Source organism: Aromatoleum toluolicum (assembly GCF_012911005.2).
GTDB classification, from domain to species: Bacteria; Pseudomonadota; Gammaproteobacteria; order Burkholderiales; family Rhodocyclaceae; genus Aromatoleum; species Aromatoleum toluolicum.
Genome location: NZ_WTVS01000018.1, coordinates 1 through 14,416, shown reverse-complemented (window position 1 = coordinate 14,416; position 14,416 = coordinate 1). Strand labels below are relative to the sequence as shown.

General features: G+C 66.8%; 12 protein-coding genes and 1 pseudogene. 5 read left to right on the top strand and 8 right to left on the bottom strand.

Annotated features, from left to right (window positions below; all coding sequences use genetic code 11):
* Position 1: 1 nt before the first annotated feature.
* Positions 2-2,899 carry a type VI secretion system Vgr family protein gene (locus GPA27_RS10195; protein WP_211164922.1) on the bottom strand — a complete coding sequence of 966 codons (2,898 nt, stop codon included), beginning with the start codon at positions 2,897-2,899 and terminating at the stop codon, positions 2-4.
* 178 nt (positions 2,900-3,077) lie between these two features.
* On the bottom strand, positions 3,078-3,746 hold the full coding sequence (locus GPA27_RS10190) for an MOSC domain-containing protein (protein ID WP_169140107.1): 669 nt from the start codon (positions 3,744-3,746) through the stop codon (positions 3,078-3,080).
* Positions 3,747-4,576: 830 nt separating this feature from the next.
* Here GPA27_RS10190 and GPA27_RS10185 point away from each other — a divergent pair.
* A complete protein-coding gene (locus tag GPA27_RS10185; RefSeq protein ID WP_169140105.1) occupies positions 4,577-6,211 on the top strand; it encodes a methyl-accepting chemotaxis protein in 1,635 nt (544 codons plus the stop codon).
* A 69-nt stretch (positions 6,212-6,280) separates the two neighbouring features.
* On the opposite strand, the gene GPA27_RS10180 is transcribed toward GPA27_RS10185, so the two are convergent.
* On the bottom strand, positions 6,281-6,955 hold the full coding sequence (locus GPA27_RS10180; RefSeq protein ID WP_169140103.1) for a potassium channel family protein: 675 nt from the start codon (positions 6,953-6,955) through the stop codon (positions 6,281-6,283).
* 381 nt (positions 6,956-7,336) lie between these two features.
* Here GPA27_RS10180 and GPA27_RS10175 point away from each other — a divergent pair, with 381 nt between their 5' ends.
* Together GPA27_RS10175 and GPA27_RS10170 are read left to right on the top strand one after the other, a co-directional pair.
* The gene (locus GPA27_RS10175; protein ID WP_169140101.1) at positions 7,337-7,921 is read left to right on the top strand and encodes a DUF4124 domain-containing protein; all 585 of its coding nucleotides are present in this window, start codon (positions 7,337-7,339) and stop codon (positions 7,919-7,921) included.
* 157 nt (positions 7,922-8,078) lie between these two features.
* Positions 8,079-8,318 (top strand): PA2433 domain-containing protein, encoded by a 240-nt coding sequence (locus GPA27_RS10170; protein WP_169140099.1) that lies wholly within the window; start codon positions 8,079-8,081, stop codon positions 8,316-8,318.
* A 194-nt stretch (positions 8,319-8,512) separates the two neighbouring features.
* Here GPA27_RS10170 and GPA27_RS10165 read toward each other — a convergent pair whose 3' ends face one another.
* From GPA27_RS10165 to GPA27_RS10145, 5 genes and pseudogenes are all read right to left on the bottom strand, one after another.
* Entirely contained in the window at positions 8,513-8,875 is a 363-nt protein-coding gene (locus GPA27_RS10165) for a hypothetical protein (RefSeq protein WP_076604059.1), read from the bottom strand.
* Positions 8,876-9,297: 422 nt separating this feature from the next.
* Entirely contained in the window at positions 9,298-9,444 is a 147-nt protein-coding gene (locus GPA27_RS10160) for a hypothetical protein (protein ID WP_256222893.1), read from the bottom strand.
* 67 nt (positions 9,445-9,511) lie between these two features.
* Positions 9,512-9,709 (bottom strand): annotated as a pseudogene (locus GPA27_RS10155) (transposase); the annotation flags it as partial.
* Positions 9,710-9,769: 60 nt separating this feature from the next.
* On the bottom strand, positions 9,770-12,475 hold the full coding sequence (locus GPA27_RS10150; protein WP_169140097.1) for a CoA-binding protein: 2,706 nt from the start codon (positions 12,473-12,475) through the stop codon (positions 9,770-9,772).
* Between the two features lie 27 nt (positions 12,476-12,502).
* Entirely contained in the window at positions 12,503-13,750 is a 1,248-nt protein-coding gene (locus tag GPA27_RS10145) for an ATP citrate lyase citrate-binding domain-containing protein (protein WP_246261021.1), read from the bottom strand.
* Between the two features lie 97 nt (positions 13,751-13,847).
* Between GPA27_RS10145 and tnpA the strand changes: the two genes are divergently transcribed.
* Both tnpA and tnpB read left to right on the top strand, forming a co-directional pair.
* The gene (tnpA, locus tag GPA27_RS10140) at positions 13,848-14,153 is read left to right on the top strand and encodes an IS66 family insertion sequence element accessory protein TnpA (protein ID WP_169140095.1); all 306 of its coding nucleotides are present in this window, start codon (positions 13,848-13,850) and stop codon (positions 14,151-14,153) included.
* A partial coding sequence (tnpB, locus tag GPA27_RS10135) for an IS66 family insertion sequence element accessory protein TnpB (protein WP_169140093.1) occupies positions 14,153-14,416 on the top strand: 264 nt, incomplete at its 3' end. The genes tnpA and tnpB, both read left to right, overlap by 1 nt.

Sequence of the window (14,416 nt, the reverse complement as noted above, 5' to 3'; positions counted from 1 at the left end):
CCTATTGCATGGCAGCGAACGGCGACCCGGCCTTCATCGCGATGAGAAGGCACTCTTTGCATACACTCTGCGGGAACAGCGGCAAACCGTATTCCTCTGCCGTCGGCCCGCCGAAACTCTTCTTCGACGCATGCACCGTGATCGTCCCCGGGCACGCCACGGTGATGCCGCCGTCGATCGTGATGCTGGCGCCGCCTTCGACGCTGAAGACGATCTTCTTCGCCGCGGCGAAGTCGATGTTCGCGGAGGCCGAGACGAGCTTCATCTCGTCGCGGGCGAGGAGCTTGAGTTCGTCGCTCTGCGCCTGCAACTCGATGTCGTCCTTCGCGGCGATGAGGCGGATGCCGGTGTTGTCCTCGCCGGGTTCGACGGCGCCGGCGAGCAGGCCGATGGCCTGGCCGGCGTGGAGGCGGGCGCTGCCGGCGATGGCGAGGTTTGTGTCTTCTCCGCTCATGAGGGTGGCGGTCTCGCCGGCGGCGATCTGCACGCTCTGGCCGGCGATGAGGCCGATGCCGGCCTGGGCGGCCTGCAGAATCGCAGGGGTGGAGAGGTGGGGGACCTTGTCGCCGGCGACGGCGGTGTGGCCGGCGTCCGCGTCGGCGACGGCGTCGCCGAGATCGCGGCGGGAGACCATGCCGGAGGCGACTTTGCTCAAGGCCTTGAGCGGCGGGTGGTCCGGGTCGGCGGCGCTGGCGTTGGCCGCGGTGCTGCCGATCGCGGCAGCGAGCTTGACGGTCTGGTGCGTGTCGGCGGCGCGCGAGAGGGTGTCGGCGAGCGTGCACGCCTGTTTCAGCAGGGCCATGCCGGGGGCGAAGTCGCCGGCGGGCTCACCCGCGTGGCGGGCCGGCCAGGTGCTCATGACGATGCCGCGGCCCGCGCGCAGTGCTCCCCACGCGTCGGTGCGAAGCTCGGCGCCGGTGCCGCGGAAGGATCCGCGGTAGTTGCCGGCCTGGTGGATGAGGTGGCCGAGGTTGAGCTCGGAGGCGTGTTGCGTGCTCTTGAGCTGCACGCGCAGTTGCTCGTCGCTGTCGTCGAAGACGAGCTGGTTGTAGCCCGCGCCGGGGCCGCGGGCGCCGAATTCGCGGGTCTTGAAACCGCTCAGCGCGCCGGGGTGGCGGTGGCTGTCGCCGGCGGCGCCGTGCCAGGCGGGGCTGTTGCCGCCGGTAAAGTGGCCAATGAGGTTGCCCTGGCCGGCCGGGCGGTGGTCGGTGGCGGCGTCGAACACGGCGGTGTCGGATGCTGGCCCGGCGCGGCCGCCGGGCGTCGGCGGGATGCCGCCTGCGCCACGGCCGTTGTAGAGCGCGCCGAGCACGACGGGGCGGTCGATGTCGCCGCCAAGGAAATTCACCAGCACTTCCTGGCCGATGCGCGGCAGCCACTGCCAGCCCATGCCGGCGCCGGCCTGGCGGGTGGCGACGCGCACCCAGCAGCTCGAGCGGTCGTCCGCGGCTTCGCCTTCCTGCCAGTGAAAACGCACCTTGATGCGGCCGAGCGCGTCGCACCACAGCTCGTCGGCGCCGTTCGGCACGGTCTCGCCCTGCGGGCCGACGACGATGGCGCTCATCGGGCCGGGCGCGGTCGGGCGCGGGTTGATGCGCGTACCGGTGTCGTCCGCGAGCACCGGGCGCCACGGCTGCTGGGAGTGCAGCGCGTCGAAGGCGTTGCCATAGCCGCGGCGGCGCGCGAGTTCGATGACGGCGGCGGGCAGCTCCCGCGGCGCGTGCACCGGTGCGAGCGCGTCGCCGGTCGCGAGCGAGGCTTCGTCGTCGGCGGACAAGTCCTGCGCCAGCCGCGCCGCGATCGCTTCGATGCGTTCGGCGTCGAGGTTGTTGATGCCGGCATGGAGGACGTCGAGCACGGCGAAGCGTTCGCCTGCGGCGGCGGGGACTGCGGGAGTAGCGGGGTCCCGCGGCAGGCCGTTCACGGCGACGAAGGTGCCGGGGCGCAGGCTGCGCACGGTGCCGCGGCCGAGGAAGGTGCTTGCGCGCGCCTCCGTTGCTTCCATCGCGAGGCGCTGATAGCGCTCGGCTTCGGCGGCGCTCGCGTGCGCGTATTGGCCGGCGTAGTCGTAGTGTTCGAGGATCGGCAGGTCCGCGCTGCCGACGCGGCGCGCCGTCGGCACGCTCGCCGCGGTCGCGCGCTTGCTGCGGTAGTCGTAGCCGAGCACCGTGCCGAGGGTGGGGGCGAGGCGGTGCTGCGCGCCGAAGGCGACGATGCTGTCCTGGTCTTCCTGCGAGTCGGCGCGGTGGAAGCGGATACCGCGTCCGCCCAGCGCGTGCGCCGAGAGGGGATCCTCCGCGAAGCGTGTGCTGTCGGCGAAGAGGCGCATGCGGTGGCGTGCGGGGGCCTCGCCATCCTCCTCGATGCACCAGCCCAGCCCTTCCTCGGCGAGCAGGCGCGACACGAAGGCGTAGTCCGATTCGCGGTACTGCACGCAGTAGCTGCGCGGGCGGGCGGTGGCGAGGAAGGGGGCGACGTCCTCGTGCCAGTGCCACGCTGCGTGCGCGCGGTAGTCGGCGAACACGGCGTCGAGGATCTCGGGCACGGACTTGTCCTGGAACACGCGGTTGTGGCGGCCGCGCGTGAGGAGCCAGGTCCACGGCACCACGGTGAGGCGGTAGCGGCTCCAGCCGCCGTCGCTGCCGGGATTCGCGACCGCGCGCACAAGGCCCGAGCGCTCGCTGCGGCTGCCGTCGGAGAGCGCGCTGCGCAGCGTCACTGCCTGCCCGAGCATCGGTTCGAGGGCGAGGAAGGCGTCCTGCGACAGGGTGTCGAGGTGGAACTCGAAGCCGCCGGACAGGGTTTCGCGGCCCCACCAGGCTTCGACGGCGAGCGGCGGGCCGTCCGTGTGCCAGTGCAGGTCGTACAGGCGGGAGCGTGCGGCGAGGGGGGGAATCATCGGGGAAGCGGTCGCGGTTCGCGGTTCGCGGTTCGGACTGGCGGCGCGGAGAAATGGTCAAAAAAGACCGAAAGCATATCACGGGCGCGCACGCGGAAATGTCAATGACAAGTCGACGGGCGTGTTCGATCGCCCCGCGCGGTTTGACGTCGCCCCGTCCGCGCCGTGAGCGGCGCCTTCAACCGCCTCGGGGATTGTTCTCCAGCCACGCGGCGCGATCGGCGAGGCGCCGGGCCTGCTCGGGGGCGAGGCCGGCGGCGGTCGCGATCGCGCGCAGTGCGGCGGCATCGGGGCGGTGCGCTTGCGTTGCGCGCCAATAGGTGGCGACCGTGATTTCAGGGTTGGGGCGTTCGACCAGTTCGAAGGCGTCGCCCGGCGCAAGTGTGCCGGCTTCGCGCACGCGGTAGTACCAACCGGTGATCCCCTCCTGCGCGACGAACAGCGAGGCGCCCGCGATGTCGAGGCGGTGGTCGATCTTCCAGCATGGCCGGCGCGGCTGGCTCAGCTGCACGAGGGCGCTGCCGATGCGGAACAGGTCGCCGATGCACACCGACTCCTCCGTCCAGCCGCGGGTCGACAGGTTCTCGCCGAGCACGCCCGCCTGCAGCATGGCGGCGCGCTCGGGGTAGCGCTGCGCGAGGCGCGCGTAATGCTCGACGGGGAAGTGGTGCAGGGCCTTCTCGGCGCCGCCGTGGTAGCGCCGGTCGGCCTGGCGGTCGCCGGCGAGGCCTTCCCCCGTGACGGCGACGGGGCCGTCGACCGGCAGCTTGAACATGCCCGTCAGCTGGCCCTCGGGCGGCAGCGGGCGCAGCGCGCCGACGAAAACGTGGTCGATGAGGGTGTGCATGGCAGCAATGCTACTGCCGGAATGTCCGGTCGTGTGCGCGGAGAGCCCGGGCGCCGGTTGCATGCGCGGAGACCTCGTATCGAGGGCTCAATCCGGAGAAGGCACCGGACTCGCTGCACTCGCAGCGACGGGGGCGGCGCGATGACGAGGCCGCGATCGGGCAACGACGGTTTTGACGGGACATGACGCCGCAATTCCATGGAAATATTCTGGACGGCGCGATTGTACGGTTCGATGCGCGCATATCCAAATGGGATAATGCGGCGGTGCTCTTCCGGGGGAGTGCGTCGAGCGACGCTTGGGCGTCGCCGCCAAGCAGGCGCCTCGGCCCGTGGCGCGGATGGCCGACAGCGCATGGCACGGACGGCCGGCCGTTACACCGGCTGCTATGTCCACATCACTGTGTCGGGCGATCTCTTCCGACCATACGCTGGCGAGTGATGTGCACCTTCACACCTGCGGCGCGTTGAAGCGCTGACTACGCAGGCGTCCGTGGTTCGCCCATTGTGAGCCAAACGCGATGGATCGGCCCGCTCGAGATGCCCGGCCGATCGCGTCACCGTGGTCTGACCCATGCTGCTACGGCCCCGCAGCGACTGCGTGCCCCCGATGCGGACGCGAGGATCGAACTGTCCGGAATCAAACCGGTACTCGCTGCAAATTGCTAAAGTCTGTAACGGAAATGCCGTAGCGACTCGTACCGTGAGGGCCTTGGTTACCGGCCAGCGAGCGCACAGATCCCGACACGGCAACACCGCGCGAGCGGCCGATCGCTTGCGCTGATGCAACGCCTTGTTAGCGGGTTACCCGCTCTGAGAACGGACTCGAAGATGGCCTACACGCTCACGATCAAACAGAAATTGCTGGGCTCCGCCGCAATTTCGATTGTCCTGACCCTTGGCGTCGGGCTCATCGGCTACATGTCGACGGTGCAACTGTCCGAGGCCAACGAACTCTCCGCGACGTACGCCGAGGCGATCCGCTTTCACGTCGAAACCGACATGTTTCACGATGCACTGAACAGCGACGTGCAGGCGGCGCTGCTGGCAGGATTGCGCGGCGACGCGGAGGCGCACAAGGGGGCGCTGGCGGACGTGGCCGAGCACGCCACGTCGATGAAAACCAACGTTGCCGAGCTGGCCAGGCTGCCGATCTCCGCGGAAATCAAGCAGGCGATTGCCCAGACGGACGCTCCGCTGGAGGCCTATACGCAAGGGGCCACGGAAATGGTGAAGATGGCGCTCGACCAGAACGACGCGGCGTTCGCCAGGAAGCCCCGATTCGACGAGCTGTTCGGGGAACTGGAAACGAAGCTCGAACAGGTCAGCGATCGTCTGGTCGAGGAGACCAAACGCACGCGTGACGAGGCGATCTCCTCGGCAGCGCACCAGAAGCAACTTACGTTGGGGGCCTTGGCGATCGCACTGCCCCTTCTGCTGCTGTTCAGCGTGCTGACCGTACGCAGCATTTCGCAGCGCCTGCAAAGCCTGACCCGATTCACCCATGAACTGGCCTCCGGAGATGCCGACCTCCGCAAGCGGCTGCCTTCCGAGGGGGGCGACGAAATCGCAGGCAGCGCGCGCTCGTTCAATGCATTCATGGGCACGCTGCAGCAGATCATCACCGATCTGAAGAATGATTCGGACGCTCTCCACGGGTCGGCAGCGCAACTTTCGTTGTCGGCGCAGGACGGGGAAAAGCGCGCATTTGCGCAGAGTGAAGCGTCGGAGACTGCCGCAGCGACGATCGAGCAGCTGACCGTGAGCATTGCCGCGGTTGCGGCAACTTCCGAAGAGGTGCGCGCGCTGTCGAACGCCGCACGCGGACGCACCAGCGAGAGTCACGAGAATCTCGAGAAGCTGGTGCGCGAGGTCGCCGCGGTGGAAGCCGCCGTGCGCGAGATCGCCGATTCCGCCGCCGCGTTCATCGAGAGCACCACGGCGATCACGTCGATGACCCGGCAGGTGCGCGAGATCGCCGACCAGACCAACCTGCTCGCCCTCAACGCAGCCATCGAAGCCGCCCGCGCCGGCGAACAGGGGCGCGGATTCGCAGTGGTTGCCGACGAGGTCAGGAAACTGGCCGAGCGCTCGGCCAGTTCGGCGGTCCAGATCGATGATGTCACCGTCGGGCTGGGCACACGCGCGGCCGAGGTCGAAAAGGCCATCCATCGCGGCTTGCAGGCACTGGAAACGAGCCATGGATGCGTCGAACATGTGGTCGACTCGCTGTCCGCTGCGGATGGCTCGGTTGGCGATGCCTCCCGCGGTGTCGATGACATCGCCCGAGCGGTCCTGGAGCAGCGCACCGCCAGTCAGGGAATCGCCCGGAACGTGGAGCAGATCGCCCGCATGGCGGAGGGGAACCACGCGTCCGTCAGGCAGACCGCCGCGGTCGCGGCATCAATGGCGCAGACTGCATCGCAATTGCAGGCCCTGGTGCAGCGTTTCCGCATCGCCAATTGATCCGGGGAATTGTGAATTGGGGACAGAACACGATTTGCCGAGAACGTGCGGGAACTAATGTTCCGTCCCCTATTTTCCCCGCGCCGTTCGGGTTGTCACTGACAGTGCAACCAACCGTGACACGACCAGGGCGAGATACATCACGCCCGTGAATTCCTCGATCATGACGAGGGCACGGGCCATCGGCAGGAGAGGCACGATGTCGCCGAGTCCGACGCCGGACAGCGTCGTGAAGCTCAAGAAGAGCAGCTCCATCCACGTGCGCGGGTCGTCCGAGGCCACGAGGGCACCGAAACTACCCGGCAGCAGGGTCTGACACACCACATAGGCGTAGGCGAATGCCCACGCGAGCAGGGTGAACGTCGCCCCCGCGGCGAACAGCTCGTCGACCGATGCGACGTCATCCTCGAACATGTAGGCGATCAAGCTGCCCGCTGCGTAGAAGTAGAACACAGCCTCGAACGCGGCCATGAGGACCATTCTGCGGGGATCGAAGTCGAACGCCAGCCATATGGAAAGAACGACCACCGGGAGGGCGAGCACGACGCCGAAGCCTGTCAGCCAGGGACCGCGCTTCACGACATACAGCGCCGCACCGAGCACAAGCAGGCCGATGACGCCGAACAATGCACGCTCCGCCGACGTGTCTTCCATCAGTGGATAAAGGAGGATGCCCAGGATTTGGACACACAGGAGCGCGGCAGACGGATGCTTGACGGGGGACGTTGCGAGGCGGGTGGTCATCGGCACTTTCGGCATCTCGTGCTGGATGCTGACAGTGTCGCACTCAGGCACTCAGTCCGGGGACAAATTGGACGAAGTGGGGGCAAGAACACGTTCTTCAGAGGCTGTGATTTCGCGCAAACTCACACAAAGATCTTTGGTTCAGGCGGCGGTGCTCTTCGTCGTGGTCTGTCCTCTATTGTCCGAAAAACGTGGTCTGTCCCCTATTGCCCCGAGACCGCCGGCGATCGACCTGTCAGACGTTACTTGTAAGGCCGAGTTCGGGCTTCTAGTATGTCAATGGCAATGATTGCATCTGGCATGCAATGGCCCGCCGCACTCGTTCGAGCAGACCTCGGCGTTGCGAGTGGATGCGACATGACGATTGCAACGAGGGCGCCAATGCGGAACAACCTGACGATCCTGAAGATCCTTTTGATCGCAGTCGCGACGGCCGGAGCCACCATCTACAAGTGGGTCGATGAGCAGGGCGTGACCCAGTATTCAGATACGCCGTTGAAGAATTCCAAGAGTCAGCCCCTTGAGATTGAATCGGAACGGCCCCCGGCATCGCCCGAAACCGAGAATCGTTTGCCGACCGAAAGCTGGAGGGAGAAGGCGGACGCGTTTCGAGAGCGGCACCAGGCGCGTCAGCAACAACTGGAGGGTGAGCTGAAGAACCAGCGGCAGGACGCCGAACAGCAGGCGATCCGGCGCGGCGAGCGCACTCCTGTCGGTGGCGAGAGCGGCGCAACGCAACCCCTGCAGAAAGCCGTCCTGAGCACCATCGTCATGCTCTTCAGCGCGAAAGCCCCGGACTGTACCGACCACAAAGTCATCGACACCGAATTGATCGAGAGAAGCCGGCGGCCAAGGCAGTACGTCGAGCGTTGGACGGTCGATCGATGTGGGCAAGCGGTACGCTACCGGGTGACCTTTATGCCGAGCCCGCGAGGCGGGACGGACTTTATCGTGGAAGCGGAATAGGCAAAGCCGCTATGCACAGCCAAGGGTCTGCGGCAGGACGGACTGCGACGCCCCCTTGACGCCGAGCCGCACGACCCCCTGCGGAATAAACCGCTACGGCGAGGCGTTCACTTCACACGCAGGCATGTCCGTCCGCGTTGTCCCCAAGGAGGTTTCCATGAAGAAGCTCGTCATCCTGGCCCTCGCCGCGCTGTTTTCCGGCAGCGCCCTGGCCCTCCACTGCCCCGCCGACATGAAGAAGATCGACGCCGCCCTCACCGCCAGCCCCAAGCTGACCGATGCGCAAATGAGTGAGGTCAAGCAGCTGCGCGCCGACGGCGAAGCCTTGCACAAGGCCGGCAAGCATCAAGAATCCGTCGACACCCTGGCCAAGGCGATGAAGATTCTCGGCATTTGAGCTGAGAGTCCCGGCGCGTACGGGATTGAACTCGATATAGCGCTGACAGGCCAGGAGATAGCCGTCAGACTGCGTTGGGCAGGAGCGGTAGCGTCCTTCCCGGAGGCTGCCGCGGCGCCGGGTTCGTCACTCGCGCAATGAGCGGCTAGCGCAAAAGCACGGTCGCCGCCGGAATTCCGCTGAAACGGCACGGATCATTCGGTGGGAGCGAATCCGTAATATGAGCCGTAGGCGGACGGGGCCGGTGCGTAGGCGGCAACCTTGATCGCGTCCGCCAGTGTGACCTGGTTGGTGAAGCCGTCGACACCGCCTTCCTCGCCGCTCCAACGCTCCTCGACCTCCTTCTCGGTCAGACCGTCGAGATCGAGGTGCCTGTCGAAACGCTCGGAGCGGTATTCGAAAGCGGTGTCATGGGCGATGAACAAGGTATGAGCGCATGCGGTAATGCGAGTCTCATCAGCCGGGTCGGCCCCCATGACACGCGTGCCGCAGAACGGGCAATGCACGGGAGTGTAGTAATAGGTTCTGAGTTCGGTTCGCTGGATGGGGCTTCGCATGGTGTGTTCCTTGTCGTGTTGAAACGGCGGGTCTTGACTGCCGTGGCGGCCAGGCCGCAACGAAGTGCGCGGGCAGACAAACTGCGTGCCGGGGGTGACCAAGCCGTTACTTGATAATGCGGGGCATAGCCTCTGGGTGAGGCGAGATCAAGAAGGCGAACTGAGAATGGGGAATTGACGCCGCAGAACTGCGGACACTAGACCAACAAGACAGCAACACTAGCTGGAAATCGCGAAGCGTACGATACGCGCCATTGGCGCCCGTGGCAAACTAAACATTTGAAAACATGCGAAAACATCAAGCTCACACCGAGGTCTGAGGCGGCGGACGAATTGGCGGACGAATTGGCGGACGAATTGGCGGACAGACCACGTTTTTCAGTGGTTGCGATTGCGCGCAAACTCACACAACGATCTGTGGTTCAGGCGGCGGTGCTCTTCGTGGTCGGCCCCGCTTTACCCAGCTGGGCCCGGCGCCCCAGCGCGGCGGCCACCTGTGCGCCGAAAAGCGCTGTGCCGAGCTCCCAGAGGCTGCCGCTGCGCTGGTAAGTCCGGTTGACGTACTGCACGTAGCGTTCCGAGGGCCTTCATCACTTCGCCCGGCGCCTCGGCCCGTGGGGCCGAAACGAGCAGGTGAACGTGATTGGTCATGAGGACGTAAGCGAGTACGCGGCAACCGGTCGTTGCCGCGTACTCGTCGAGCCAGTCGAGATACCGACGGTAGTCCTCGTCTGCGTAGAAGCAGGCTTGCCGGTTATTGCCGCGCTGGATCAGATGCAGCGGGACATTGGGCAGTGACAGGCGGGGGCAGCACGGCGGTGGCCCCCAGGGCAAGACCGGCAAAGCTGAGGTCTCGACGGTTCATGATGTTGCCTCCTGATGTGAATGGCGTGGTCAGCTGACGAAGCGGCAAGCGGACGCCGCGGTACGCGTATCCATGTTGCGCCCGCGGTTGAGGTGGTCGTCGATCTCGGCGGCGCAGCCCAGCATCCGCGCGTACAGGAACACCGTGAAGGCCGCCGATTCGAGCGCCGTCTCGCCGAATTCCCCGGCGCGCCACGGCTTCCACGTGAGCTTCAGCAGCAGCGCCGCGATCACCGCGTCGATGTTCACGCAGTACACCGTGCGCGACACCCCGGAATCGAAGAGCGCCTGCACGAGCGCCCGGTAGTAGTCGTGGAACACGTTGGCTTCGCCGCGGGAGGCCATCAGCTCGCGGATGAAGGCTTCGCGCGGATCGACGTTGACCGGGCGATCCTTGAACACCGGGTGATTCACGCCGGGGATCTTCTGCAGATCGGCGCTGCCCGAAGCTTTGGCTTCGGCCTTGTAACGACCGTAGTCCTCCGCGTAGCCCCGCGCGAGCGCCGCCAGGTCCAGTCCGTGCGCCGGGTCTGCCGGATCGGCGAGCGCCGTGTCGCGGAACTGCCCGATCAGGAACTGCACGCCCTCGAAGCCGTTGCCGCCGTGCGCGTAGCCGGTATGCGTCAGGAAGCCGACGAGCGCCTTGTTGAGCTGCACGCGTTGCGGCGACTCCGGGCCGTCGGCCGAGACCGCCCCTTTCGCGCCCTGCGCCGAGATCGTGCCGGGGCCGTTCGTCAGCAGGATGCCGACGAGCGTCTGGAACGCGAAGCGGTCCGCCGCGTCCGGCGTGCGGCCGAGCAGCGCGCGGCAGGCGACGTCGGTGATCGAGGCCTCGCCGAGCAGCGTCGCGGTCGCGATACCGCAGAAGCCGTCCGGCCGATGCTGGGCCGCATCGGCCGAGGCGCCGATCAGCGCGCCGAAGAGTTTCATCCACCACGGCAGCGTCTCGACGCTGAGGCGCGACACCCGTTTGCGCATCAGCGGCCCCCACGCGAGCGTCGCCGTCACCGCCGCGAGCACGGCGTCCGCATTCACCGGCCGCCCGAAACTGCGCAGATAGCGCACGAACACCGAGCGCGCCGCACGGGCGTCGAGGCCCGCGAGCATCGCCTCGGCCAGCGGATCGGGTTCGCCGGCGAGCACCAGCTCCGCGAGCGCAGCATCTTCCGTGAGCCCCCCGACGCCGAACTCCTCATCGAGAGCGTCGCGCAGGCCCGCCTCATGGAAACGCTCGATGAGCGCCGCGACGATCGCGCGTGCCCGCTCCGCCCGCTTCGGCCCGACGATCGACAGCGCCGCGGCGAGCACCGCATTCGGTGCGTTGCCAGCCTCCCGCGCCGCCTGCGCTGCGGCGAGCGCCGGGTCGCCATGCAGGTTCATATGGGCCGCGAGCGCGACGTTCACGAGCTTGCGGTCGTTCTCGCCGCCCGCTTCGCGCAACATCGCGAGCCCGACGTTCGCCTCCAGCGGCAGCCGCGCCGCCTCCAGCACGCTCGTGCCGTTGAGGCTCGACACCTGCGTCTTCGGGTCCATCTTCGACGCACCCGAGGTATCCTTCATCGGCTCGCGCGGGAATACCGCGCCGACCTGCTTCGCCAGTGCGGCGATCTGTGCGCGGTAGGGCTCGGGTGCGGCAACGACCGGCAGATCCAGCTTCTCCGGCAACGCGATCCCCATGTTCGCGCCGAACCACGGCTTGAGTTCCATCGTGCCTTCCGGCGCGAAGTCCGGCAGCGTCGCGTTAGCGCGCATCACCGCGGTCAGCGCCGCCGGGATGTGGGCGATGTTCGTGACGACCGCGCCCTTCGGCGAGAACACCGGATTGTCCGGCGTGTAGATCGCGTCGACGCCGAACTTTTCCATGAACCAGCGTTCCTTCGCCCCCGCATCGTCATCGCCGCCCGCCATCGCGCCGGCGTGGCCGACCGCGCGCGTGAGCTTGGCCTTCCAGCGCCCGACGACGCAGGCGACGACCGGCTTCGTGAACTGCGCGTCGCGCTCGTAGTAGCCGCCCGGCTCGCAGTACAGCACCGCAGCCTTGCTGCGCGCGTCGTTCGCGAGCGCGAAGGCGAACTCGGGCGCGGCGTAATGGATGAAGACGTCCTTGCCGCTCGACACCAGCGTCGTCGTACCCCAGCCGGCCATGCGCAGGTATTGCGCGATCGTCGTCGTGAAGCCGCCGGAGTTCGACAGCACCGCGATCGAGCCGGGCTTGAGCGTGTCGGACGGGCTGTCGCCGCCGAGCGCCCCGCCGATCCGCACCTGGTTCCACGAATCCGCGACGCCGAGGCAGTTCGCGCCGAAGATGTCGATGCCGTGCTGCTGGCCCATCGCCCGGATTTCCCGCGCGTCGTGCACGGCAATCTTTTCGGTAATGATGAAGATCTTCTTCAGCTCCGGATTCACCCGGATCAGCTCCGCGACGCCGTCACGCGCGGCCGACGGCGGGAGGTACACAACGCCGCAATTGAAGCGGTGACCGTCGTCGAGGCCCTCGCGCACACTGTTATAGACCGGGATGTTGCCGGCCGCGGTCTCCAGCACCTGCCCGCGCCGTCCCGGCGAGGTGCCGAACACGACGTTGCCGCCCGACCATGCGTGGCCGACCGGAGTGACCTCGCTCGACTCGCCGCCGAGGATGTTCAGCACGCACACCCGGTCATGCCGCGTCGCAATCTGCGCCAGCGAACTGATCCCCACGTAATACTTGAACTCGCCCACACCCTGCTGGTACATGGCTGTCTCCTTGAATTCTGTCTGCGCTCAGGCCGCCACGGGGGCGATACCGAGCTTGCGCGCGATCGCATCGCGGCCCCCGGTCTTCATCCATTCATTGACTTCGCGCGCGTAATCGACGACCTCGCTCATCGCCGAGTCGAAGCCGAACAGGCGGTAGGGCAGCCCCAGCGCCTCGCAGGTGTCGCGCATCACGCCCATGCCGCGCACGAGGTTCGGTCCGCCGCGGCCGACGACGACGTAGAGCGGCGTCGGCCCGTTACGCGAGAAGTGCTCGCGCAAGGCGTCGGCGATCGCGCGGAAGGTCTCGAAGATGTCGGTGTTGTTCGACTTGCCGCCGATCACGAACAGCACGTTCGACTGCGCGAGCCAGTGCTTGAAGCAGATCGCCGCGACCGACTTCATCTTCTCGTAGGGCGGATTGCCGCCGAAGTCCGACGAGATGATCGCGTCGTCGCCGAGCATCTCGGTCACGAGCGAGTTCGCCCCGCCGCCGAAGGTCGGCGCGAGGATCGTGCCGCGCTCGTTGATCACGTAGACGTCGCTCTGCCCTTGGTGGGTGCGGAGCTGGTTGATCTCCTGCTCGAAGTCCGAATAGTCCGCGGCGAAAAGATGCGCCGGCAGGTCCAGTCGGTGCCAGCGCGGGTCGTCGCGGTCGAAGCCGCACTTGAAGTCGCACGCGACCGGCGTCAGTCGCCCGCGGCGATCGGCGCGCATCCGGATCGGGTTCAATTCGAGGGTCGTCATGCCGAAGTCGTGATAGAGCTCCCACAGTTTGGGCAGCTGCTGCACCAGCGGCGAGATGATCTCCTTCGGCGCGCCGATGTCGGCGAGCGCATTCGCGACGACGAAGGCCTTCAGGCCGGTCAGCGGATCGAAGGGGATGCGCGCGATCTTCGACGGATCGAGCTCCTCGATGTCCATCCCGCCGCAATGCGTCAACGTCATCGTCGGCGCGCGGAACTGCGTCGCGTCGGTGATCGAGAAATACACCTCGTGCTCGGCCGGCACCGCCGCCTCGAAGGTCACGCCGTTGGCCTTCGAGACCTGATTGCCGTGCCGATGCTCGACGAAGTACAGCCGCTCCTTCTCGGCGAGCGCGGTCTTCAGGTCCTTCGCGCGGCCGATCAGGCCCGCCTTGCCCTTCTTGCCGACGCCGCCCTTGAACACCGGCTTGACGAACACCGAGCCGTGGCGCTCGATCAGGTCCTTGATCGCTTCCTCGCTGGCATCGGGGCCCAGCACCTCGGGAGTGGGGAAGTCGGCAAAGCGCAACAGCTTGGCGCCGTAAGCGGTAACTGACCGGCGTTATTCCAGGGCACGTGATCGACGTGGACAATTGCCTCCAGGGTCAACAATGGAGGGATCGTTCATGGCAGGGGTGCTCAAGCGCAAATGGCGCCGGCGCAGCCGAGAGGAGTGGCAGGAGGTGTTCGCCCGGCACGGTTCGAGCGGGCTGAGCGTGGCGGCATTTTGCGCGCACGAGTCGATCAGCGTCTCGAGCTTTCAGCGCTGGCGTGCGATCGTCGGGCCGGTGTGCGGCAAGGCCGTCGCGGTGGGGCCGGCTCGGCAAGAGGCGTTCGTCGATCTGGGAGTGCTGGGTTCGGGCGGCGCTTCGCGCTGGGAGTTGAAGCTTGACCTGGGTGACGGCGTGGTGCTGCACCTGGTGCGCGGCTGATGTTCTTTCCCGAAGGCGCGGTGCGGGTGCATCTGTACGGGCGCCCGGTCGACATGCGCAAATCCTTCGACGGCTTGTATGCGCTGGCGCGCCACGGCGTGGGACAGGATCCGTTGTCGGGGCATCTGTTCGTGTTCATCAACCGGCGCGCGACCCAGATGAAGGTGTTGTACTGGGACCGCAGCGGGTTTTGCATCTGGGCCAAGCGGCTCGAGTCGGGTCGCTTCGTGTCGGACTGGTCGCGGACGACGAGCCGCGAGATG

Bases quoted from the DNA above. Each gene is read 5' to 3' on its own strand.
- GPA27_RS10195 (WP_211164922.1), bottom strand. From the start codon at position 2,899: ATGATTCCCCCCCTCGCCGCACGCTCCCGCCTGTACGACCTGCACTGG.
- GPA27_RS10190 (WP_169140107.1), bottom strand. From the start codon at position 3,746: ATGCACACCCTCATCGACCACGTTTTCGTCGGCGCGCTGCGCCCGCTG.
- GPA27_RS10185 (WP_169140105.1), top strand. From the start codon at position 4,577: ATGGCCTACACGCTCACGATCAAACAGAAATTGCTGGGCTCCGCCGCA.
- GPA27_RS10180 (WP_169140103.1), bottom strand. From the start codon at position 6,955: ATGACCACCCGCCTCGCAACGTCCCCCGTCAAGCATCCGTCTGCCGCG.
- GPA27_RS10175 (WP_169140101.1), top strand. From the start codon at position 7,337: ATGCGGAACAACCTGACGATCCTGAAGATCCTTTTGATCGCAGTCGCG.
- GPA27_RS10170 (WP_169140099.1), top strand. From the start codon at position 8,079: ATGAAGAAGCTCGTCATCCTGGCCCTCGCCGCGCTGTTTTCCGGCAGC.
- GPA27_RS10165 (WP_076604059.1), bottom strand. From the start codon at position 8,875: ATGCGAAGCCCCATCCAGCGAACCGAACTCAGAACCTATTACTACACT.
- GPA27_RS10150 (WP_169140097.1), bottom strand. From the start codon at position 12,475: ATGTACCAGCAGGGTGTGGGCGAGTTCAAGTATTACGTGGGGATCAGT.
- tnpA (WP_169140095.1), top strand. From the start codon at position 13,848: ATGGCAGGGGTGCTCAAGCGCAAATGGCGCCGGCGCAGCCGAGAGGAG.